The organism is Rhizobium rhododendri, from assembly GCF_007000325.2.
Taxonomy (GTDB): domain Bacteria; phylum Pseudomonadota; class Alphaproteobacteria; order Rhizobiales; family Rhizobiaceae; genus Rhizobium; species Rhizobium rhododendri.
The window spans coordinates 203,182-223,509 of record NZ_CP117267.1; the positions used below are offsets into that span (position 1 = coordinate 203,182).

At 59.6% G+C, this 20,328-nt stretch carries 23 protein-coding genes; 16 read left to right on the forward strand and 7 right to left on the reverse strand.

Going from position 1 to position 20,328, the window contains the following annotated elements; genetic code table 11:
• Window positions 1–132: 132 nt before the first annotated feature.
• From PR018_RS01005 to motA, 6 genes are all read right to left on the reverse strand, one after another.
• On the reverse strand, window positions 133–573 hold the full coding sequence (locus PR018_RS01005) for a hypothetical protein (protein WP_142823998.1): 441 nt from the start codon (window positions 571–573) through the stop codon (window positions 133–135).
• 3 nt (window positions 574–576) lie between these two features.
• On the reverse strand, window positions 577–1,656 hold the full coding sequence (gene flhB, locus PR018_RS01010) for a flagellar biosynthesis protein FlhB (protein WP_142823999.1): 1,080 nt from the start codon (window positions 1,654–1,656) through the stop codon (window positions 577–579).
• A 128-nt stretch (window positions 1,657–1,784) separates the two neighbouring features.
• Window positions 1,785–2,825, reverse strand: coding sequence for a flagellar motor switch protein FliG (gene fliG / locus PR018_RS01015; protein ID WP_111216802.1), 1,041 nt, complete (start codon window positions 2,823–2,825; stop codon window positions 1,785–1,787).
• A 29-nt stretch (window positions 2,826–2,854) separates the two neighbouring features.
• Window positions 2,855–3,409, reverse strand: coding sequence for a flagellar motor switch protein FliN (fliN, locus tag PR018_RS01020; protein ID WP_142824000.1), 555 nt, complete (start codon window positions 3,407–3,409; stop codon window positions 2,855–2,857).
• Window positions 3,410–3,475: 66 nt separating this feature from the next.
• On the reverse strand, window positions 3,476–4,411 hold the full coding sequence (locus tag PR018_RS01025; protein ID WP_142824449.1) for a FliM/FliN family flagellar motor switch protein: 936 nt from the start codon (window positions 4,409–4,411) through the stop codon (window positions 3,476–3,478).
• A 2-nt stretch (window positions 4,412–4,413) separates the two neighbouring features.
• The gene (motA, locus tag PR018_RS01030; protein ID WP_142824001.1) at window positions 4,414–5,286 is read right to left on the reverse strand and encodes a flagellar motor stator protein MotA; all 873 of its coding nucleotides are present in this window, start codon (window positions 5,284–5,286) and stop codon (window positions 4,414–4,416) included.
• A gap of 226 nt (window positions 5,287–5,512) precedes the next feature.
• On the opposite strand from motA, the gene flgF reads away from it, so the two are divergent.
• The 13 genes from flgF to fliP all read left to right on the forward strand — a co-directional run bounded on the left by flgF (window position 5,513) and on the right by fliP (window position 14,623).
• Window positions 5,513–6,250 (forward strand): flagellar basal-body rod protein FlgF, encoded by a 738-nt coding sequence (gene flgF / locus PR018_RS01035; RefSeq protein WP_142824002.1) that lies wholly within the window; start codon window positions 5,513–5,515, stop codon window positions 6,248–6,250.
• 11 nt (window positions 6,251–6,261) lie between these two features.
• Entirely contained in the window at window positions 6,262–7,713 is a 1,452-nt protein-coding gene (gene fliI / locus PR018_RS01040) for a flagellar protein export ATPase FliI (RefSeq protein ID WP_142824003.1), read from the forward strand.
• A gap of 1 nt (window position 7,714) precedes the next feature.
• On the forward strand, window positions 7,715–8,272 hold the full coding sequence (locus tag PR018_RS01045; protein ID WP_142824004.1) for a flagellar protein: 558 nt from the start codon (window positions 7,715–7,717) through the stop codon (window positions 8,270–8,272).
• Window positions 8,273–8,471: 199 nt separating this feature from the next.
• Window positions 8,472–8,864: a flagellar basal body rod protein FlgB gene (flgB, locus tag PR018_RS01050; protein WP_142824005.1), complete on the forward strand. Its 393-nt coding sequence runs from the start codon at window positions 8,472–8,474 to the stop codon at window positions 8,862–8,864.
• A gap of 3 nt (window positions 8,865–8,867) precedes the next feature.
• Complete coding sequence (gene flgC, locus PR018_RS01055) at window positions 8,868–9,281, forward strand: flagellar basal body rod protein FlgC (RefSeq protein ID WP_142824006.1); 414 nt, start codon at window positions 8,868–8,870, stop codon at window positions 9,279–9,281.
• Window positions 9,282–9,382: 101 nt separating this feature from the next.
• Window positions 9,383–9,658 carry a flagellar hook-basal body complex protein FliE gene (gene fliE / locus PR018_RS01060; RefSeq protein ID WP_374113743.1) on the forward strand — a complete coding sequence of 92 codons (276 nt, stop codon included), beginning with the start codon at window positions 9,383–9,385 and terminating at the stop codon, window positions 9,656–9,658.
• 17 nt (window positions 9,659–9,675) lie between these two features.
• Window positions 9,676–10,464, forward strand: a complete 789-nt coding sequence (flgG, locus tag PR018_RS01065) for a flagellar basal-body rod protein FlgG (RefSeq protein WP_111216819.1) — start codon at window positions 9,676–9,678, stop codon at window positions 10,462–10,464.
• A gap of 17 nt (window positions 10,465–10,481) precedes the next feature.
• Window positions 10,482–10,973: a flagellar basal body P-ring formation chaperone FlgA gene (flgA, locus tag PR018_RS01070; protein WP_142824008.1), complete on the forward strand. Its 492-nt coding sequence runs from the start codon at window positions 10,482–10,484 to the stop codon at window positions 10,971–10,973.
• Complete coding sequence (locus PR018_RS01075; protein ID WP_111216822.1) at window positions 10,970–12,088, forward strand: flagellar basal body P-ring protein FlgI; 1,119 nt, start codon at window positions 10,970–10,972, stop codon at window positions 12,086–12,088. The genes flgA and PR018_RS01075 overlap by 4 nt, the downstream gene beginning before the upstream one ends.
• A complete protein-coding gene (locus PR018_RS01080; RefSeq protein WP_202617127.1) occupies window positions 12,085–12,636 on the forward strand; it encodes a MotE family protein in 552 nt (183 codons plus the stop codon). The genes PR018_RS01075 and PR018_RS01080 overlap by 4 nt, the downstream gene beginning before the upstream one ends.
• Window positions 12,633–13,346 (forward strand): flagellar basal body L-ring protein FlgH, encoded by a 714-nt coding sequence (flgH, locus tag PR018_RS01085; RefSeq protein WP_142824009.1) that lies wholly within the window; start codon window positions 12,633–12,635, stop codon window positions 13,344–13,346. Before PR018_RS01080 ends, flgH begins: the two co-directional genes overlap by 4 nt.
• A 36-nt stretch (window positions 13,347–13,382) precedes the next feature.
• Complete coding sequence (locus tag PR018_RS01090; protein ID WP_142824010.1) at window positions 13,383–13,889, forward strand: flagellar basal body-associated FliL family protein; 507 nt, start codon at window positions 13,383–13,385, stop codon at window positions 13,887–13,889.
• Window positions 13,886–14,623 (forward strand): flagellar type III secretion system pore protein FliP, encoded by a 738-nt coding sequence (gene fliP, locus PR018_RS01095; RefSeq protein WP_142824011.1) that lies wholly within the window; start codon window positions 13,886–13,888, stop codon window positions 14,621–14,623. Before PR018_RS01090 ends, fliP begins: the two co-directional genes overlap by 4 nt.
• 64 nt (window positions 14,624–14,687) lie before the next feature.
• Here the strand turns inward: fliP and PR018_RS01100 are convergent, their stop codons facing one another.
• Window positions 14,688–16,631 (reverse strand): O-linked N-acetylglucosamine transferase, SPINDLY family protein, encoded by a 1,944-nt coding sequence (locus PR018_RS01100; protein ID WP_142824012.1) that lies wholly within the window; start codon window positions 16,629–16,631, stop codon window positions 14,688–14,690.
• Between the two features lie 324 nt (window positions 16,632–16,955).
• Here PR018_RS01100 and PR018_RS01105 point away from each other — a divergent pair, with 324 nt between their 5' ends.
• From PR018_RS01105 to PR018_RS01115, 3 genes are all read left to right on the forward strand, one after another.
• Window positions 16,956–17,870 (forward strand): flagellin N-terminal helical domain-containing protein, encoded by a 915-nt coding sequence (locus tag PR018_RS01105; protein WP_142824013.1) that lies wholly within the window; start codon window positions 16,956–16,958, stop codon window positions 17,868–17,870.
• A 259-nt stretch (window positions 17,871–18,129) separates the two neighbouring features.
• A complete protein-coding gene (locus PR018_RS01110; protein ID WP_142824014.1) occupies window positions 18,130–19,050 on the forward strand; it encodes a flagellin N-terminal helical domain-containing protein in 921 nt (306 codons plus the stop codon).
• 256 nt (window positions 19,051–19,306) lie between these two features.
• Complete coding sequence (locus PR018_RS01115) at window positions 19,307–20,227, forward strand: flagellin N-terminal helical domain-containing protein (protein WP_142824015.1); 921 nt, start codon at window positions 19,307–19,309, stop codon at window positions 20,225–20,227.
• The last annotated feature ends 101 nt before the right edge of the window (window positions 20,228–20,328 follow it).

The following is a 20,328-nucleotide window of genomic DNA, read 5'->3' on the forward strand; positions in this document are numbered from 1 at the left end:
CTCCGTGGCAATGTTGGCCGCCATGCCGTGTAATGCTGCAGGGATGCGGGGCTGAACACGTCGGACAAAAAACCAGGGCGACGGTCATGCGTCGCCCTGGTTTCGTAATGGGATTTCGGCAGTTCAGACGCTTCAGGCGTCCATCGCCGGGGATGTCGGTATGGTGTAACGTGCCTGGCTGAGGCTCTGGGCGAGCATAGCCGTATTTTCGTCCGGATCGCTCGACGGATTGTCGAAGGCGATGTGGTTGATCTCCACGCCGGCATGGTGTTCGGTCAACGCCAGCTTGGCGTAGACGGTTATGCCGACCGGTTTGATCTCGAGGTCGATGCTGACTTCCGCCGGGCCGCCCCATTCGAGGGCATAGTCGCCCCCTAGGCCAAAATTGACCGTGCCCGGAAGGAAGTAGAGTTCTGCGGCAGAGGCAACCAGGTCGGCAAGGTTGCCATAGGATTCAAAACGCAGCAGGGAAATCAGGTCCGCTGCGTCAAGCAGTCTCAGTTCGCTTGCCACAGGGCTAATGGCCTCGGCAAGGATCTGTTCGCGTTTTTCGGAGTAGGGGCATCTTTTCATTCGTTATGGTACCCGCTTATTATTTGATTTCGCCGCATAGATACGATGAATCAGTTCTGCGACGGCCTTAAAAAATACTGACGGGATGACACTATCGACCGAGACTTGCGCAAACATGGAGCGCGCAAGTGGCGGATCCTCGAACACCGGGATGTTGTTTTCCTCGGCAATTTCCCTGATTTTGAGTGCAATCAGGTCCTGGCCTTTTGCCACGACGACCGGCGCATCGTTTTCCGACCTGACGTAACGTAGCGCCACGGCAAAGTGGGTCGGGTTGGCGATGACAAGTGTTGCGCGCGAAACGTTCTTCATCATCCGCCGGCGAGCCCTGTCGCGGGCGATCGATCTCTGGCGTGCCTTGACGATAGGGTCGCCCTGCGACTGCTTGAATTCGTCCTTGACGTCCTGCTTCGTCATGCGCAGCTGGTCGTACCAATGGTAGCGCGTCCAGAACAAATCGATGATACCGACGATCGCGGTCGCCAGCAGCACGACCACAAGGATTTTCTTGATGATGCTCGCAAGCCGGACGAAAATCGTCTGCGGATCGGAAAACATCGAATCGATCGAGCTGAAGAACTCGCTGCGCAGCACGAAAAACATGATGATCCCGACAACGACGATCTTCATCATCGATTTGCCGAATTCCACCAGTCCGGGGACGCTGAAGATGCGCTTCCAGCCGGCAACCGGCGAAATGCGCGATATCTGCGGCCGGATGCGATCGAGCACGGGTGAGGGCAGGTGCTGGGCGACCGAGGAACTGATGCCGAACAGGAAGAACAGCACGACCGCCGGTAACAGCAGGTTGCCAACTTCCCAGCCGATCTTGACGAACAGCGACATCACGTCAGAGCCGGTTTCCAGGCTCCATTGGTCCGGATTTTCGAACAGGTCGCGAAGCACCTGGCCCATCCGGGCCATCCGATCCGGCAGGAAGAAGATCATGTAGATGAAGGTGGCAAGCATGGAGGCAAACAGCGTTGCCTCCCGTGACATCGGGATATTGCCCTTGTCTGTCGCTTCCCGAAGTTTTTTCTCGGTCGGATTCTCGGTCTTGCTGTCTTTGTCCTCGTCGGCCAAATCCGCTGCCCTTTTCAAACCGAAAGGCCGCGCATCATGCGCAGCCTGATCTTTGTGAGAGTCTAGACCTCCCGGTCGCCGGGTTCAACTCGGGCTATGTGCCGTAACGGCCTTGTCAACAGCTGCGGTTAAGCGGCCTCGGTGTCGGCAACGACGGGTTCCTTGAGCTGGATCTGGCCGGAATTGGCCAGCCGGATCGCTTCCTGGGCAATTGCGCGGCGGGCGATGGCGATCTCGCGTGGGTTGATACCGTTCGTACCGGCGGCAAGATCCGATTCGATCATGCGACGCTGGCGCGGGCTGATCGAGGCAAGCACCGTCTCGCGCATCTCGCCGGAAGACCCGCGCAAGGCCATCGTCAGGATGTCGGCGGAGATGTCGTTGAGCAGCAGGACGCGGCCGCGCTGCGGCATAAGCATCAGGTCGTCGAACAGGAAGATCTTCGGACGGACCTTGTCGACGGAAGCCTGGCTCAACGTTTCGAGCGAGCTCAGCAGCGTATCGACCTGCGGCTTCTCCATTTCGTTCATCAGTTCCGCAACCTTGGCCGAGCCGCCTGCGTTGCGTTCCATCTCGATCTCCGCCAACAGCGCCACGACGCGGTTTTCGATGATCTGTGCCGCCTTCGGACTGACGTCCTTGAGGTTGACCGTCCGGTTCATGATGTCGGCGCGCTGGGCGTCCGGGATCTGCATCAACACCTTGGCACCGAACGACGATGGCATCATCGACAGGATGTAGGCGATGGTCTGCGGATGCTCTTTCAGGAGGAAGCTGCCGACAAAAGCCGGTTCGCCTTCGCCGAGGCGGTCCCAGATCGACGTTTCGAAGGCCTGGAAGGCTGTGCGACGGCCGAGCAGGCTGTCGACCTCGTCTGGCGTCAGGCCCTCCTCGAGAATGCTCTCGATAGCCTTGGCGTTATCCATCAGACCGGCACCTTCGGTGAACAGGTCTTCGAATTCGGCAACGAGGATTGCCAGTTCGTCCGGGGGAATGGGGCGCAGCGACTGGGCGGACGAAATGATCAGCTGCAATTCGTGCTGGGTAAAATATTTCAACAAACGTCCCGCGACCTCCTTGCCCATGGCAAGAAGGACGGCCGCGGCTTTTTCAGCCTGAGATAACGGTTTCTCGGCTACAGCGCCGCCGAAATCGTCAAAGTCCATCATGGTCTTCTCCGTCCCAGACTTGGGGGGTATTAGGCTTTCTTCGTGCCCAAGACTTCAATTAGCTTGATCCCGAAGCGCGTATCGTCATTTTCCAGCACGGTGATTTCGCCACGAGCAATCCGCCGACCGTTGACCGTGATCTCGACCGGCTCGCCGATTTTCTTGTCGAGGGCGATGATCGCCCCTTCCGTCAAATTCATCAGGCCGGAGACCTGCATGCGGCTGCTGCCAAGCACGATCTGGACATCGATCGGGATGTCCATGATCAGGTCCATGTTCGACGTCAGCGCGCTGCCTGGCGCCTGCTGTGTCTCGAACGACGAACCGCCGAAATCTCCGAGGTCGCTAAGATCCGAATCTGTCGATGCGCTATCATCGCCGAAATCGCCAAAACTGGAAAGGCTCATCGGCGAGGCTGCAGCGTCGTCGTCCTCAGCGCCGAAATCGCCGCCGAAGTCTGAAAGGTCGCCGGCATCCTTTTTCAGGACGCCGCGCAAACCGTCGATCGCATCGTTCAACTCGTCCTCGTTGCCGGGCAGGTCGAGAGCGTCTTCGCCAACAGTTTTTGTTTTCCTGGGTGCCATAACTTTACTATTCCATTTGAAACTTGCCTCAAGCTGCCGTTGGCAGCCCCGGGCTTTGGAAACCGATCAATTCATGAGGTGCTTGAGCAATTCGCTATCGGAGTTGACGGTGTCCTTGACACGCACCGTGTAGTTTTCGCCGGACTTGCCGAATTCGCAGATGTAGATGTCCTTGCCGTTGGCGCTGACCTCGACGTTCACATCGCTGCTGTCCATGAACGGAATGACGTCGCCGACGGCAAGCTTGGAGATTGTCTCCAGCGTCAGCGATTGCAGCCGGATGCGGGCGTCGATCGTCACATGGGAACGGTGAACCTGCTCCGTGATCTGTTGGGTCCAAGCTTCCGACTTCACCGTCTGGTTCTTCGCCTTCGGTGGCGTGACGACGGTTTTCAAGAGGACCTTCTGCGGCACCACCAGCATGAAATGCGATGTGGCGGCGCCCAGCTTGATCGACATCTTGATGGCTGCCGCATACTCGTCCGGCTGGCCTTCCGCCGGCGGCTTGCCGTCTTCGATATTCTGCGCTGGCTCGAGGTAGGGCTCGAAACCGCCCGGTGCGTTGACGGCGGAGCGCAGCACGCTGGCGATCTTGTCGAACACCATGACGGCAAGGTCGAGCTCCATTAGCGAGAGCGGCCGCAGCTTCGGCGTTGTGATGGTCTCGGGCATCGCGCCCAGCATCCGCTCCATCAGCGTCAGGATAAATCCGGCGCCGCAGCCGAGCACGAAGTTCGGCGACCAGTTGCGCAACGAGCCGTGGACGACGGCGACGTTCGCGCCGAGCCCTTCGATCAGCTCGTCCATGGCGCCGGTCTTGCTGCCGGCATAGGAGACGACGACGTCGATGCCGATCTCGCTCTTGATAAGGTCAGGCAGGAATTCGCTGTAGACCTGACCGATCGAGGCACAAAGTTTCTCGACCCGTTGGTGATCGCCCAGGCCGCCGGTCAGCTTGGCGAGAAGGGTCGGACTCATCGGCGTACGCGGTGTATCATCCATCATCAAGCTGCCTTGTTCTCGCCGCCCGGATTCATCATTTCCTGCTCGACGGCATCGATCGAGGGACGCTCATAAGCCGAAATTGTCTTGCGGCCGTATTCCAAGGCAACCTGCGGTACGGAGCCGTTCATGTAGGCGAGCAGCGTTTGCTTGACGATGACATAGAGGCGATGCTGCTTGCTGCGGACGATCTTGATCTGCGAAACCAGCGGCGCGCACACCGAATAGGACAGCAGGATGCCGAGGAAGGTGCCGACCAGTGCCGAGCCGATCAACTCGCCCAGCACTTCCGGCGGATCGTTGATATGGCTCATGGCCTTGATGACGCCGAGAACGGCCGCGACGATACCGATAGCCGGGAAGGCGTCGCCCATCGTCGTGATCGCGTAGAATGGCTTCATCTTGTCATGCAGGATGGTGTTGATTTCCTCGTCCATCAGCGCCTCGATCTCGTGTGAGCGGGCATTGCCGATGATGATCAGGCGGACATAGTCGCAGATGAAGGCCGTCAGTTCCTTGTTCTTCAGGATCGTCGGAGCCGTCTGGAAGATCGAGGATTCGTCCGGATTGTCGATGTGTGCTTCGATCTCGTTGCGCGACTTGGTGCGCAGGTCGCGCATCAGGGCATAGAGGACGCCGAGCACGTCGAGGTAGTTGCGTTCCTTTGGCACCGAATGCTTGAACGCCTCGCCCAGTGCCTTCCCGGAATCCTTGATGACTTTCATGGTGTTGGCCATGATGAAGCCGCCGAAGCCGGCACCCCCGATCACCAGGAACTCGAATGGCTGCATAAGCGCACCGAGATGGCCACCCATGGCCATAAAGCCACCGATGATGCAACCAAAGGTCACAACGAATCCGATTATGATGTTCATCGACGGTCCATACCTGACGTTGTTTCTGATGTCTGGAGTAGGTTGCCTATCTTGCGTGAGGCTGTTTCCCACGCCGTTTTTGCCAAGTCTTCCATAGTGTCAGCTTCGCACAAGGAAGTGCTGAGATAAGGCAGGGCAAGGGCATCCATGCCCATCTAACGAATGGACATGCACGTCACCGGCGGCTTCCATTTCCGTTATTCTCCAATGTCCGGAGGGCGTTGCCATGCAGTCTGGTATCTATGTGTCTCTATCCTCGCAGATGGCCCTCGAGCGGCGGCTGACGACGATCGCCGATAACATGGCCAATGTGAACACCACTGGCTTTCGCGGCACGGAGGTCAAGTTCAACCAGGTGCTCAGCAACACCGACAACAAGCTCGGCTCCAAGGTCGCCTTCGTGACGCAAGGCAACGATTATCTTTCAACCGAGTCCGGCGAACTGCAGAATACCGGCAGCCTGTTCGACTTCGCGGTCAAGGGCGATGCCTGGTTCGGCATCAATACTCCCGCCGGCACAGTTCTGACACGCGACGGACGGTTTTCGATGACATCGACTGGAGCCCTTGTATCGGAGCGGGGCTTCCCTGTCCTCGATCCCAATGGCGGGCAGATCCAGCTCAATCCGCAGGGCGGAGAGCCTAATGTCACGGCCAACGGCGAGATCTTCCAGAACAACAAGCAGATGGGCACGATCGGTCTCTACACCGCCGACCTCAGCAAGGGCTTCGTGCGATATTCCAACAGCGGCATCATTGCCTCGCAGACACCGCAGGCGGTCGTCGACAGTTCCAAGGTCGGCGTTGCTCAAGGATATCTCGAAAATTCCAACGTCAATGGCATGCGCGAGATGACGCAGCTGATCGAAGTCAGCCGCGCCTTCGACAACATATCGACGCTGACGGGCTCGAGCGAAAGCTCGCTCGACGAGGCAATCAAGACCCTCGGCAGCAAGTCATCTTAAGGGGTCGGTAGATGGATCAACTCGAAGACACGATCTTGGATCCGCTAGGCCTCGAAGATCCGGATGAGACGCCGGCGGCCCCTGTGCTCCCGGAAATACCGATTTCGCAGAAGCTTGGGCAACTCGCCGAGCTTGCCCGCTACTACGGCACGCCGGAGAACGCCGTTGCCCATGGCGGCCATGTCAGGACCATTGCCGCTGGCCACTACACCGTCTCCGGCCTCTCGCGGCACGTCCGGCTTGGCGAATTCGTCGGCCATCTGTCTCCGACGGGCGTCCACCTCGGCGAAGTCGTGCGGGTCGAGCAGGACCTGATCTTCGTCTGCCCGATCGAGCCGGGCGAGCCGATCGGCATTCACGACAAGGTCATCCAGAAGGGTGCCTTCCGTATCAGCCCATCCAGCGACTGGTGTGGGCGCACGATCAATTCGCTGGGCGAGCCTATCGATGGGCTGGGTCCCCTGACGCAAGGCTCCACGCCCCGCTCGATCTCAAACCTCGCCCCGCCGTCGATGACCCGTCAGCGCGTTGAGACCGGGTTCAAGACCGGCGTCCGCGCCATCGATATCTTTACGCCGCTGTGCCTCGGCCAGCGCCTCGGCATTTTTGCCGGCTCTGGCGTCGGCAAATCGACGCTGCTGTCGATGCTGGCGCGCGCCGAGGCTTTCGACAAGGTCGTCATCGCGCTGGTCGGCGAGCGTGGCCGCGAAGTCCGCGAGTTCATCGAAGACACGCTCGGTCCGCATATGAGCAAGTCGGTCGCAGTCGTCGCCACCAGCGATGAAAGCCCTATGCTGCGCAAGATGGCGCCGCTCGCAGCCATCACCATCGCCGAACATTTTCGCGATGCCGGCGACAATGTGCTTCTGATCGTCGACAGCGTCACGCGCTTTGCCCACGCCATCCGCGAAGTCGCGACGGCGTCCGGCGAGCCGCCGATTGCCCGTGGCTATCCGGCCTCTGTGTTTACCGAACTGCCGCGCCTGCTCGAGCGCGCCGGTCCCGGCCCGGAAGGTACCGGGACGATCACCGCGATCATCTCGATCCTGGTCGACGGCGACAATCACAACGACCCGATCGCCGATTCCACCCGCGGCATTCTCGATGGCCATATCGTCCTGCAGCGCAGCCTAGCCGAAGAGGGACGCTATCCGCCGATCGATCCGCTGTCGTCAGTCTCGCGTCTTGCCCGAAAGGCATGGACGCCGGACCAGGAGAAGCTGGTGTCGCGGCTGAAGTCTCTCGTCCACCGCTTCGAGGAAACTCGAGATCTCCGTCTCATCGGCGGTTACCGGGCCGGCAGTGACGCGGACGTCGACATGGCGATCAAGCAGGTCCCGCTCATCTACGACGTTCTTAAGCAGTTGCCGAACGATCGCCCCTCGATCGATGCCTTCACCGACCTTGCAACGGCGTTGAAGAATGGTGCTGCCGCCCCGGCCAACGCAAGACCCAGAGGCTGACGTGAAAGCAATCGATACAGACGCCGGCGCAAAGCCGTTGACGGAGCAGAAGCGCAAGCGTGTCTTGCGTGGCGATACGGCGCTGAAGGGTGCTGGTCTGGCGCTGGCCGCACTGTCGGCTTTCTTCCCCTGGTATGTATTCCTGAACCCCGACAAGTTCGGCATGCAGGTGGCTGAGGGCGAACGCACCCGTGCTTTGCCGAGCAGCTGGGAGCAGCGCAACGTCTTCAGCGTCTCTCCGATGGGATTGGCCAACAGCAACGAGACGGACAGCAAGCCCCTGGTCGATACCGATCGATTGACCACGGCGACGACCGGCACCGCCGCTCCCGCCGACGTCAAAGGCGCCGATGCCGAAAACCAGCCGTTTCCGGGCGTGTCCGATTTTCGCCTGCTGCACGTTTCCAACGGGCGTGCGCTCATCCAGGATGCAGCCGGCATGTATGTCGTGAGGATCGGGTCTGTCCTTCCCGACAACAGCCGCCTTTCGCGCCTCGAGCAGCGCAAGGGCAAGTGGGTGATGATCACCTCGACCGGCGCTGTCTACGACGCCAACTGACGGCGCGCCTTTTGGGCGCTTCGTTTCATGGAAAAACCTCCCGACGGAAGGACGGCAGCATCGCCCGCGCGGTGCTGGGCGGAGAGGCGTATCGGCGACGGCCGCGCATATTCGAAGTTACGCAATCAAACGCGTTTGCCGCAAGTCCCACGCAAGATTACCGGCCTAGTGTCTAGGCATACGAATGGAGATGATCCCCATGCAACCGATCCAGCTTTTTGACCTAGCATCGCGCCAAGCAGAATGGTTGTCGGTGCGTCAGCAGGTGGTTGCAGGCAACATCGCCAACGCCAACACCCCCAAATTCCATGCCAAGGACGTCACGCCGTTCGAAGCCGTGCTCAACAACCAGACGGTTGGCATGGCGCGCACGAACCCGGCGCATCTTTCAGGCACCGAAATGGGCAGCACCGACAAAATCGGTGTCGAGGAAGCCTCTCTAAACCAGGAAATCGGTGTCCAGGAATCGGGCAACACCGTTGGCCTGGAATCCGAACTGACCAAGACCGGTGAAATTCAGCGGCAGTACGGTTTGAACACCGCCCTCGTCAGTTCCTTCAATCGCATGATGATGATGGTCGTGGGGAAATAAAAAATGGATCCATTAACTGCTGCCATGAAGGTGGCAGGCTCAGGTCTCGAAGCTCAATCGACCCGCCTGCGCATCGTTTCGGAAAATATCGCAAACGCCCGTTCGACGGGCGACACGCCGGGCGCCAACCCCTACCGCCGCAAGACGGTAACCTTTGGCGCCGAACTCGACCATACCAACAACCTGACCACGGTCGGCGTCAAGAAAGTCGGTCAGGACCAGGGCAAGTTCGTCGAGGAATACGACCCCGGCAATCCAGCTGCGGACCAGAGGGGCTACGTCAAGATGCCGAATGTCAACGTTCTCGTTGAAATGGCCGATATGCGCGAAGCCAATCGCTCCTACGAGGCCAATCTCCAGACGATCAAGCAATCGCGCGATCTAATCAATTCCACCATCGATTTGTTGAAGTCCTGATCATGATTGACGCTATCAAAAGTCTCACCTCACTTTCTTCGATGACGCGCGGCCTCGGCAGCGTTTCGGAAGATGCGTCCTCGTCGCTGACAACAGGCTTGATGCCCGGCCTGTCGACTGGCGTGACCACCCCGGGTGCAACGCCTGGCGCCGACACCGGCATGAGCTTTGCTTCTGTCATGAGCAACATGGCCAAGGATACGGTCAGCACCCTGAAGGGAGCTGAAGCGGCTTCCTTCGCCGGTATCAAGGGCACCATGGGCACTCGCGAGGTGGTCGATGCCGTCATGCAGGCCAACCAGACCCTGCAAACGACCGTCGCAGTCCGTGACAAGCTTGTTTCGGCCTTCCTAGACATCACGAAAATGCAGATTTAACGGGATCGGACGAAGACATGAGAGCGCTTGCCATTGCGGCTACGGGCATGGATGCCCAGCAGACCAATCTCGAGGTCATCGCGAACAATATCGCGAACATCAACACGACGGCTTACAAGCGCTCCCGCGCCGAGTTTTCGGACCTTCTCTACCAGACGGAACGGGCCAAGGGCATCTCCAACCGCCCCAACCAGGCAGCCGTACCCGAGGGCGCCAATATCGGTCTCGGCGTGCAGACGTCCGCCGTCCGCAACATTCATATCCAGGGCGAGCTGTCGCAGACCGAGAACGATCTCGACGTCGCGGTTGTCGGTCGTGGCTGGTTCCAGATCCAGATGCCTGACGGCACGACGGCCTACACCCGCGCCGGCTCCTTCAACAAGAGCGACACCGGCCAGATCGTCACCGTAGACGGCAATGTCCTGCAGCCTGGGATCACCGTTCCAAGCAACGCCAGCAAGATCACGATCAGCACCTCCGGCGAAATTTCCGCCACCATCGGCACGTCGGCCACGCCGACGATCCTTGGGCAAATGCAGCTCGCCAATTTCGTCAACGAGGCAGGCCTGCAGCCCATGGGCAGCAATCTGTTCACCCAGACCCCGGCCTCTGGCGATCCCGTCGTTTCCAATCCCAATCTCGATGGCTTCGGCGCGATCAAGCAGGGCTACCTGGAATCGTCGAACGTCGACCCGGTGAAGGAAATCACCGAGCTGATTACGGCCCAGCGCGCTTATGAAATGAATTCCAAGGTTATCACCACGGCCGACGACATGGCCTCGGTGGTCAGCAAAAACCTCAAGTAGCAAAGAGAGAGCCGGACATGATCGTTCGCCAGGCAAAAAGCGTTGCAGTCGCGTGGCTCGCCGTCGTCGGCCTGGCCTGCGGGTTCGTGCTGGCCCCCAGCGCCAGTGCGGAAGATCTGGGAATGGGCAAGGCGGTCGTTCCGACGGAAGCCATCTATCCCGGAGACGTTATCAGCAGCGGTCAGCTGGAAGAGGTGCAGATCACCAATCCGAACCTCACCGGCGACTTCGCCCGCTCGATCGACGAGGTCGTCGGTCGGGTGTCGAAGCGGACATTGCTCTCCGGACGTACGATCGCGATCTCTGCGCTTCGCCAGCCCTTTGCCGTGACGCGCGGTTCCAACGTCCGGCTGGTGATGAGCATGGGCGATATGATGATTTCGGCTGCCGGAACGCCCCTCGACGACGGTTCTATCGGTGACAAGGTCCGCGCCCGCAACATCGATTCCGGCATCATCGTCAACGGCACGGTCCTCGAGAACGGTACGATCCGTGTGGTAGCAAAATGAGAAGCCTGCGTCTTTTCCTGGCCATCCTGCTGATGCTGCCGAGCCTGACCGCACCCGGTCCGGCGGCAGCGATGAGTTCGCGCATCAAGGACATTGCCTCGCTGCAGGCCGGCCGCGACAACCAGCTGATCGGCTACGGCCTGATCGTCGGCCTGCAGGGCACCGGCGACGGCCTGCGCTCGTCGCCGTTCACCGAGCAATCGATGCGCGCCATGCTCCAGAATCTCGGTATCTCGACGCAAGGCGGCCAGTCCAGCGCGAAGAACACCGCCGCTGTCATGGTCACCTCGAACCTTCCGCCATTCGCCAGCCCCGGCAGCCGCATCGACGTGACGGTCAGCTCGCTTGGCGACGCAAGCTCGCTGCGCGGTGGTACGCTGATCATGACATCGCTCAGCGGTGCCGACGGCCAGATCTATGCCGTCGCGCAAGGCTCCGTCATCGTTTCGGGCTTTCAGGCCCAGGGCGCGGCAGCAACGGTGACCGAGGGCGTCACGACTGCCGGTCGCGTGCCCGGAGGCGCCATCGTCGAGCGCGAGCTGCCGTCGCGCTTCAAGGACTCGGTCAATCTCGTCCTGCAGCTGCGCAACCCCGATTTCTCGACCTCGATCCGCATCGCCGACACGGTCAATGCCTACGCCTCGTCCCGTTTCGGCGCGCCGATTGCCGAAGCCAAGGATTCGCAGGAAGTGGCGATCGCCAAGCCGAAGACGGCCGATCTTACCCGATTGATGGCCGATCTCGAAAATCTCGAAGTCCAGACCGATACGCCGGCCAAGGTCGTCATCAACGAGCGCACCGGAACGATCATCATCGGCGCCGACGTCCGGGTCTCGCCGGTTGCCGTGAGCTATGGAACGCTGACCGTTCAGGTCAGCGAGAACCCGCAGATCATCCAGCCGCAGCCATTCAGCAACGGCGAGACGGCCGTCCAGGACCAGACCGACATCTCGGCGACCAAGTCCGGCGGCCGCGTCGCAGTCCTGCAGGGGCCCGACCTGAAGACCCTGGTGTCCGGTCTCAACAATATCGGCGTCAAGCCCGATGGCATCATCGCCATTCTCCAGGGCATAAAATCGGCTGGCGCACTGCAAGCGGAGCTCGTTCTTCAATGATGGGTAGAGACGTCCTCGTGCATCTTCGGGCGAACTGCAAGACTGTCGCCCTGGCGGCGGTCGGTGCGGCGCTGCTGATCATCCCCGGTGCGTTTGCCGAGGATACGGCAAAGCCGGCGGTCGATCCATCGAGCAGCCAGGATGAGATCCGCCAGTTCTGCACCAATATCGCGGAGCCGGCTCGCGACCAGCGCTACCTGCTGCAGAAGCAGGCGCTTGAAAAACTTCAGGCCGATGTCGACGTCCGCATTGCCATCATGGACCAGCGCAAGGCTGAGTACGAGGACTGGCTGAAGCGCCGCAACGATTTCCTTGCCAAGGCTGATGACGGCCTGGTCCAGATCTACAAGAACATGAAGCCGGATGCCGCCGCCGCCAGCCTCAACGACGTGAAGATCACCATCGCTTCTGCGATCATCATGAAGCTGAAACCAAGCCAGGCAAGCCTCATCCTCAGCGAAATGGACCCGCAGAAGGCGGCGACCGTGACCAACATCATGTCCAGCGCGTCTGATCCGAACACGTCGAAGGCCAAGGACACACAATGAACAAGTCGCTCCCCGTCACATTGGCTGCAATGGTGTTCCTCGGCGGTTGCCAGTCGCAGGCGATCAAGGAAATCGGTCGGGCGCCGGCCATGAGCCCGATCGGCAGCGGGCTGCAATATGCCCAGACGCCGCAGATGTCTCTCTATCCGAAGCGGCCGCATCAGGTGGCACAGGGCTATTCGCTGTGGAGCGATTCGCAGGCGGCGCTGTTCAAGGACGCCCGCGCGTTGAATGTCGGCGACATCATGACGGTCAACATATCGATCAACGACAAGGCCAACTGGGATAACGAGACCAATCGCGACCGGACCAACAAGAGCGGCATGAACTACGACGTCAACGCCAATATTCTGGGCTGGAACCCGAAGACGTCGGGCGCCGGGACATACGGCTCTGACACCTCAACCGATGCCAAGGGCAAGATGCAGCGCTCCGAGCAGGTCACACTGCTGGTGGCCGCCGTCGTCACCGGCATCCTGGAGAATGGCAACCTCGTCATCAGCGGCTCGCAGGAAGTTCGCATGAACCAGGAAATCCGCATTCTCAACGTCGCCGGTATCGTCCGGCCGCAGGATGTCACCGCTGAGAATACCATCTCATACGAGAAGATCGCCGAAGCCCGCATCTCTTACGGCGGTCGCGGTCGCCTGACGGAAATCCAGCAGCCGCCGCGCGGCCAGCAGGCTGTCGACCTTCTGTCGCCATTGTAGCGGCTGTAGACGAGATACAATGAAAGGCGGACCGTCATGGCAGACGACGAAGACGGCAAGAAAAAGAAGAGTACCCTGATCCCGTTGATCGGCGGCGTGCTGGTGCTGACCCTGGTCGGCGCCGGCGGCGGCTGGGCCATCGGCAATATGGTCGCTCCGAAGATACTTACAGCTGAAAAGGCCCAGGCAGCCGAGGCCAAGCCCGAGGCCGGCGGCAAGAAGGGTGAGGACGGCGCGTTGCCAACCGTTGTCCCCGAGGCCAACGGTATCCTCCAGCTGGACCCCATCACGTCCAACCTTGCCTACCCGTCGGAAAACTGGGTTCGGCTCGAGGTCGCGCTGATGTTCAAGGGGCCGACGGACGTCAAGATGGCCGAAGATATCCACCAGGATATCCTCGCCTATATCCGCACGGTTTCCCTCCAGCAGATCGAGGGTCCGCGCGGCTTTCAATATCTTAGGGACGACATTCAGGAACGTGTTGACCTGCGCTCGGAAGGGCGCGTATCGAAGGTGATGTTCAGAACCTTCGTCATCGAATGATTCGATTTCTATGCCTTTTCATCGCCATCATGGCGGTGCCCGAGTTGGCGGCGGCGCAACAGCTTCCGACAGACCTGTTCAACGCGCCTGTCAGCGGCTCGGCGGCGGCCTGGATCATCAGGACATTCGGCCTTCTGACCATCCTGTCGGTGGCTCCGGGCATCCTGGTGATGGTCACCAGCTTCCCGCGCTTCATTATCGCATTTTCGATCCTGCGCTCCGGCATGGGCCTCTCCACCACCCCGTCCAACATGATCCTGCTAAGCCTGGCGCTGTTCATGACTTTCTATGTCATGGCACCGACTTTCGACCAGGCATGGAAGGATGGCGGCGCGCCGCTTCTGGCAAACCAGATTAACGAGACGGAGGCCGTGCAGCGCATTGCCGAACCGTTTAGAACCTTCATGTCCGCCAATACGCGTGAGAAGGACATCAAGCTGTTCGTCGATCTCGCCCAGGAGCGCGGCCAGACGGTCGTCGTCGACAGCAAGATCGACTACCGTGTTCTTATCCCGGCCTTCATGATTTCCGAGATCCGCCGCGGCTTCGAAATCGGCTTCCTCGTCGTACTGCCGTTCCTGGTGATCGATCTCATCGTCTCGACCATCGTCATGGCGATGGGCATGATGATGCTGCCGCCGACATCCATCTCGCTGCCGTTCAAGATCCTGTTCTTCGTGCTGATCGACGGCTGGAACCTGCTGGTCGGCAGCCTCGTCCGATCCTTCCACTGACCTGATTTGATGTAAGTCGTGACGCCAGCGCGCCGGCGCCGGAGTATCCCCCGGCGCGCGCGAACTATTCTGCGGCGATAGCGTGCGGATTTTCGTCCTCGACCATGAACGGCACGGTGCGCGGGGGCAGGGCAGGCACATCGAAGTGCTCTGGCTCCAGCCCCTGTCTGCCGCGCTCGTACATCGTTTCAAAAGCCATCTGCAGGTGATCGCAGAAGCGCTCCGCGTCGAACAGCGGCATGACGTAGCGGTTGCGGATCAGCCGTTCCTTGTATTCCTGCACGCGAGCGCGATCGTTGGCCAGCGCAACGGCCATGTCCTCGTAGCCCTGCATGTCCGGGGCAACCAGTTCGGGTACGCCGATGGCATTCAGCAGGCTCTCGCTGACCCTGGAGGCGAAGTTCGTACCCTTGAGAGTGAGGACGGGCAGGCCGCCCCAGAGCTGTTCGGACGTCGTTGTATGGCCGTTGACCGGGAAGGTGTCGATGCCGAGGTCGGCCAGCGCCTGGCGGTCGATATGCTCGTCATAGCGGATGCGGGTGGTGAATACGATGCGCTTGCGATGAATGCCGCGTGCCTCGAAGCGGGCGGCAAGATTGGCTTCCGCGCGCGGTCCGTTGCAGACGACCCAGAGCACGGTGTTCTTGGTCCGCCTGAGGATATTGCACCAGACGTCGACCATCTGGGAGGTAATCTTGCGGTTGCCGTTGAATGACGCAAACACGAAGGCGTCTTCCGGCAGGCCGTGCTTGGCACGGCTGGTCGGGCGCGGCTTCGGGCGATGGGTCGGATCGTTCGGCTGGTAGCATTCCGGCAACCTGCAGAACTTTTCGTGGAAATGCGCCTTGGAGTGATCGGGAAGCACATAGTGGTCGCCGATGATGTAGTCGAGGTCGATGTTGACGGTCGTGCCGGGAAAGCCAAGCCAGGCTACCTGGATCGGCGCCGGCATGTGGTTGAGGATCTTTGCCCTGGTATCCTTGGTGTGGCCCTTGAGATCGACGAGAATGTCGATGTTATGCGACCGGATGAGATCCGCTGCTGCCTTGTCGCTCATGTCGCGGACATCGACGACACGGCCCCATTTGGAAAAGTCGAAAGGTTGGGCCTGCTGGCTGTCCAGCGGAGAATGATCGAAGAGGACGATCTCGAAGCGATCCCTGTCCTGCAACTCGAGAACACGCTGCATCAGCTTCATCGTCGCATGGCCAGGCCAGAAGTCCGATGACAGATAGCCGAGGCGGATCTTCTCGCCCCATGTGTGTGGCATCTTGCGGCGCTTGTCGCTGTGTCCCTCGGCAATCGGCGACGAATCGTGCACCGCAAGCTTGTTCAGCGCCTCGTCGCCACACCAGTGCAGGTGGAAGAAGGGGTTGTCGTAGCGGACGTAGTCGAGCTTGCCCGCAGCCGTTGCCGCATAAACGGGTGCTGCCTGGATATCGATGGTGGCAAGATCCGAGAACTCGCGGCTGAAGATCAGGCTGAGCGTCCGGAAGGTGATGTTGTCGGGATATCGCTTGAAAAGCGTTGTCGCGATATGGCGGTTGCCATCGTCGTAGAGATCGTCGCTGAGAAGCTTGGCCGCCAGCGTCAGATGGCGCAGGTGCAACCCGTCTGCCAGGATTTTCTTGAGGCCGCCCAGCAGTGCCTTCTGCTGTCGCGCGAGCAGGATGGTGGCCAGCACATAGGCCACGTCGGGGTCCTTGAGCGCCAAAGGGAAGATCAGCGAGCCGATGGCCAGTGCTGCGTCTTCATTGCCGCTCTCGAAGTGCAGCAGCAGGGCGTCGCGCAGATATTCCTCCCGCACGGGCTTCTGGCGACCCGCGAGTTCGAACGAACTGGCCGCCTCGGATTTGAAGCCGAGTTTCTGCAGTGTCTTCCCAAGCAGGGCGTAGGTCTTCGGCGAGGTATCGACGTCGATCAGCGCGTTGAGCGCCTCGAGGGCCCGCGTGTAGTGGCCTTTTCGGTAGTGATCGGAGGCGATCGAAAAAGCAGCTTTGTAATTCAAGAGCCAAACTCCACGCGGATCGTGATGACAGTCAGGGACGGACGACGCCCGTCTCCAGAGATTCGAGTGCCATAATGGCGCCCGGACCTTGCGTCAGGCCGGAGCGTAAATTAGCGGATTCAGCAGTCGTTAATGATGACTCCAAGGACTCCGGCGGTTCCAAAAGGATTTAAGTAGTTGGAAATAAATAGATGTGATTTTGATCACACATGACGGGTTTGGTGTCCATTGCGATGGCACCGAGGCATGAAGCCGCTCCGTGATCGCCGGTAAAGAAGTCCGGTAATGTCCCTCCATTTGTATCCAGTCCAGGGGACAAGCCTAATGACGAGTATTCAGACCAACAACTCCGCAATGGCAGCACTGCAGACACTGCGGAATGTCAACACCAACCTGAACAGCACGCAGACCGCTGTTTCTACCGGCCTGCGCATTTCCAAGGCCTCCGACAACGCCACATACTGGTCGGTTGCCACGACGATGAAGTCTGACGTCGGCGCCCTCAGTGCCGTCTCCGATACGCTCGGTCTCGGTGCTGCAAAGGTCGACACAGCCTACACCGCAATGGACAGCGCCATCGACATCGTCGGCCAGATCAAGGACAAGCTCGTCACTGCCAAGGAAGGCAGCGTCGACAAGACCAAGGTTCAGGCTGAACTTACACAGCTCCAGGCGCAGCTGAAAAGCGTTGCCCAGTCGGCTTCGTTCAACGGCGAAAACTGGGTCGTTGCCGCTTCCGGTGGCGATGCTTCGGTCGTCTCTTCCTTCGTTCGCAATTCCTCGGGCGGCGTGTCGGTATCTTCCGCAAGCTACACCTTCAACGCAGGTGCAAAGGGCAACGTTCTGTTCGGTTCGAGCGGTGGCAGCATCGATCTGACGTCGGGCATTCTCGGCACCAAGGACACCAGCGCCGGCAACTTCTCGGTCGCCAGCCTTGATATCTCCGGCATGACCGGCGGCCAGATCGACAGCGCCATGAACATGGTGGAAACAGCTCTGTCGTCGATGACAAGCGCTGCTGCACAGCTGGGTTCGCTGTCCAGCCGTATCGACCTGCAGACGACGTTTGCATCGTCGCTGAGCGACGCCATCACCTCGGGTGTTGGCAAGCTGGTCGACGCCAACATGGAAGAAGAATCGAGCAAGCTGTCTGCCCTGCAGACACAGCAGCAGCTGGCCATCCAGTCGCTCTCGATCGCTAACTCCTCGTCGCAGAGCATCCTGTCGCTCTTCCGTTAAGGCTAAAAATACCGATCGTTCGCGATCGGTAAACCTTCCTAAACAAAGAATTAACCGCGCCTCTCTAAGGCGCGGTTTTTTTTAATCTATTTCTTCTTTGACGTTCTTCTTTCCTTAACTGTATTGGTGTCATCTAGGCCTATGAAACGGTGAGTTAACCCTAACATTAAAGGTTAACAGGCATGATGCTGGATGCCGTTTCCGGCCCTGACCCGGAATGTCCCTTCTATTAACCAGTGCCAAAGGGGCAATGAATCCTATGACGAGCATCAACACCAACAATGCAGCAATGTCCGCTCTGCAGACACTGCGCAATGTCAATGCCAATTTGACGAACACGCAGACCGCCGTTTCGACAGGCCTGCGCATTTCCAAGGCTGCCGACAACGCTACCTATTGGTCGGTCGCTACCACGATGAAGTCCGACGTCGGCGCCCTCGGTGCCGTATCCGACGCCCTCGGCCTCGGTGCTGCCAAGGTCGACACAGCCTACACTGCCATGGACAGCTCGATCTCCATCGTCAGCCAGATCAAGGACAAGCTCGTCACTGCCAAGGAAGGCAGCGTCGACAAGTCCAAGGTCCAGGGCGAACTCACCCAGCTGCAGGCGCAGCTGAAGAGCGTTGCCACGTCGGCTTCGTTCAACGGCGAAAACTGGGTCGTTGCAGCTTCCGGCGGTTCCGCTTCGGTCGTGTCTTCCTTCGTTCGTAATGCTTCCGGCGGCGTTTCCGTCACCACGTCGGCCTTTGCCTTCGACGCCAGCTCGCAGGGCAACGTCCTGTTCGGCTCCGACGGCTCCGGCGGTGCCAACCTGACCACCGGTATCCTCGGCTCCGCCGAGACAATCGGCTCGTCGAGCTTCTCGGTCTACAGCCTTGACATCAAGGGCATGACCGGCGCCGGCATCGATAGCGCCATGAACATGGTTGAAGCTGCTCTGTCTGCCATGACGAGTGCTGCTGCACAGCTGGGTTCGCTGTCGAGCCGCATCGATCTGCAGACATCGTTTGCCTCTTCGCTCAGCGACTCCATCACCTCGGGTGTTGGCAAGCTGGTCGATGCCAACATGGAGCAGGAATCGAGCAAGTTGTCTGCCCTGCAGACGCAGCAGCAGCTGGCCGTCCAGTCGCTGTCGATCGCCAACTCCTCGTCGCAGAGCATCCTGTCGCTCTTCCGTTAAGAACCGCAGGGTAAAAGCTTCGGCCGCTGATCGAACTCTTAAAAATAGGTTAACCGCGCCCCTCTAAGGCGCGGTTTTTTTTATCTAAATTTTCATCAGGTGTTCAGTTTTCATTAACCATGATGGTGTCATCTAGGGTCATTGAAACGGCAAGTTAACCTCTGCGATTTGGGTTGCTAGGCATGATGCTGAAAGCTGTTTCCGGCACAGACCCGGAATGTCCCTTTTAATCACGCCGCCAAGGGGCAAAAATCTTATGACGAGCATCAACACCAATAATGCTGCGATGGCAGCCCTTTCCACATTGCGTGGAATCAACAGCAGTCTCCAGTCGACCCAGAGCGCTGTCTCTTCGGGCCTGCGTATTTCCAACGCTTCCCAGAACGCAGCCTATTGGTCGATTGCAACCACAATGAAGTCGGATATCGGCGCGATCGGCGCAGTATCGGACGCCCTCGGTCTGGGTGCTGCCAAGGTCGACACGGCCTACACGGCGATGGATAGCGCCATCGACATCGTCGGCCAGATCAAGAACAAGCTCGTCACAGCCAAGGAAGGCAGTGTCGACAAGGCAAAGGTCCAGGAAGAACTCGGCCAGCTTCAGGCGCAATTGAAGAGCGTCGCCGAATCGGCCTCCTTCAACGGTGCAAACTGGGTTGTTGCCGCCTCCGGCGGTTCTGCTTCGGTCGTCTCCTCCTTCGTGCGCAACGGTTCGGGCGGCGTCGCTGTCACAGAGTCCTCCTACTCGTTCAACACAGGGTCGCAGGGCAACGTGTTGTTCGGCGTCAACAGTAGCGGCGAAGCCGAAACCAGCTCCGGCATTCTGGGCACGACCGAACACATCGGCTCCTCGGACTTCTCCGTTTACAGCCTCGATATCCGCGGCATGACGGGTTCCGGCATCGACAGCTCGATGAACATGGTGGAATCTGCCCTGCAGGCCATGACCACTGCTGCTGCCCAGCTCGGTTCGCTGTCCAGCCGTATCGACCTCCAGACGACGTTCGCCTCGTCGCTGAGCGATGCCATCACCTCGGGTGTCGGCAAGCTCGTCGATGCCAACATGGAACAGGAATCGAGCAAGCTCTCGGCGCTGCAGACGCAGCAGCAGCTGGCGGTCCAGTCGCTGTCGATTGCCAACTCCTCTTCGCAGAACATCCTGTCGCTGTTCAAGTAAGCGTACGCCTTACTACATAAGCCGATCACTGAGCCGCGCCCCAAGGGGCGCGGTTTTATTTTTACGATACATAAAAAAGGCCAGAGTTAACGATCTGTTAA

What these genes read in the sequence shown, in the direction of transcription:
- flgC (WP_142824006.1), top strand. Translation starts at nt 8,868, where the DNA reads ATGGATCCATTAACTGCTGCCATGAAGGTGGCAGGCTCAGGTCTCGAA.
- fliG (WP_111216802.1), bottom strand. Translation starts at nt 2,825, where the DNA reads ATGATGGACTTTGACGATTTCGGCGGCGCTGTAGCCGAGAAACCGTTA.
- motA (WP_142824001.1), bottom strand. Translation starts at nt 5,286, where the DNA reads ATGAACATCATAATCGGATTCGTTGTGACCTTTGGTTGCATCATCGGT.
- PR018_RS01115 (WP_142824015.1), top strand. Translation starts at nt 19,307, where the DNA reads ATGACGAGCATCAACACCAATAATGCTGCGATGGCAGCCCTTTCCACA.
- fliN (WP_142824000.1), bottom strand. Translation starts at nt 3,409, where the DNA reads ATGGCACCCAGGAAAACAAAAACTGTTGGCGAAGACGCTCTCGACCTG.
- PR018_RS01075 (WP_111216822.1), top strand. Translation starts at nt 10,970, where the DNA reads ATGAGAAGCCTGCGTCTTTTCCTGGCCATCCTGCTGATGCTGCCGAGC.
- fliI (WP_142824003.1), top strand. Translation starts at nt 6,262, where the DNA reads ATGGATCAACTCGAAGACACGATCTTGGATCCGCTAGGCCTCGAAGAT.
- flgF (WP_142824002.1), top strand. Translation starts at nt 5,513, where the DNA reads ATGCAGTCTGGTATCTATGTGTCTCTATCCTCGCAGATGGCCCTCGAG.
- PR018_RS01005 (WP_142823998.1), bottom strand. Translation starts at nt 573, where the DNA reads ATGAAAAGATGCCCCTACTCCGAAAAACGCGAACAGATCCTTGCCGAG.
- fliP (WP_142824011.1), top strand. Translation starts at nt 13,886, where the DNA reads ATGATTCGATTTCTATGCCTTTTCATCGCCATCATGGCGGTGCCCGAG.
- flgB (WP_142824005.1), top strand. Translation starts at nt 8,472, where the DNA reads ATGCAACCGATCCAGCTTTTTGACCTAGCATCGCGCCAAGCAGAATGG.
- flgH (WP_142824009.1), top strand. Translation starts at nt 12,633, where the DNA reads ATGAACAAGTCGCTCCCCGTCACATTGGCTGCAATGGTGTTCCTCGGC.
- PR018_RS01105 (WP_142824013.1), top strand. Translation starts at nt 16,956, where the DNA reads ATGACGAGTATTCAGACCAACAACTCCGCAATGGCAGCACTGCAGACA.
- flgG (WP_111216819.1), top strand. Translation starts at nt 9,676, where the DNA reads ATGAGAGCGCTTGCCATTGCGGCTACGGGCATGGATGCCCAGCAGACC.
- PR018_RS01090 (WP_142824010.1), top strand. Translation starts at nt 13,383, where the DNA reads ATGGCAGACGACGAAGACGGCAAGAAAAAGAAGAGTACCCTGATCCCG.
- PR018_RS01025 (WP_142824449.1), bottom strand. Translation starts at nt 4,411, where the DNA reads ATGGATGATACACCGCGTACGCCGATGAGTCCGACCCTTCTCGCCAAG.
- PR018_RS01110 (WP_142824014.1), top strand. Translation starts at nt 18,130, where the DNA reads ATGACGAGCATCAACACCAACAATGCAGCAATGTCCGCTCTGCAGACA.
- PR018_RS01080 (WP_202617127.1), top strand. Translation starts at nt 12,085, where the DNA reads ATGATGGGTAGAGACGTCCTCGTGCATCTTCGGGCGAACTGCAAGACT.
- fliE (WP_374113743.1), top strand. Translation starts at nt 9,383, where the DNA reads ATGCCCGGCCTGTCGACTGGCGTGACCACCCCGGGTGCAACGCCTGGC.
- flgA (WP_142824008.1), top strand. Translation starts at nt 10,482, where the DNA reads ATGATCGTTCGCCAGGCAAAAAGCGTTGCAGTCGCGTGGCTCGCCGTC.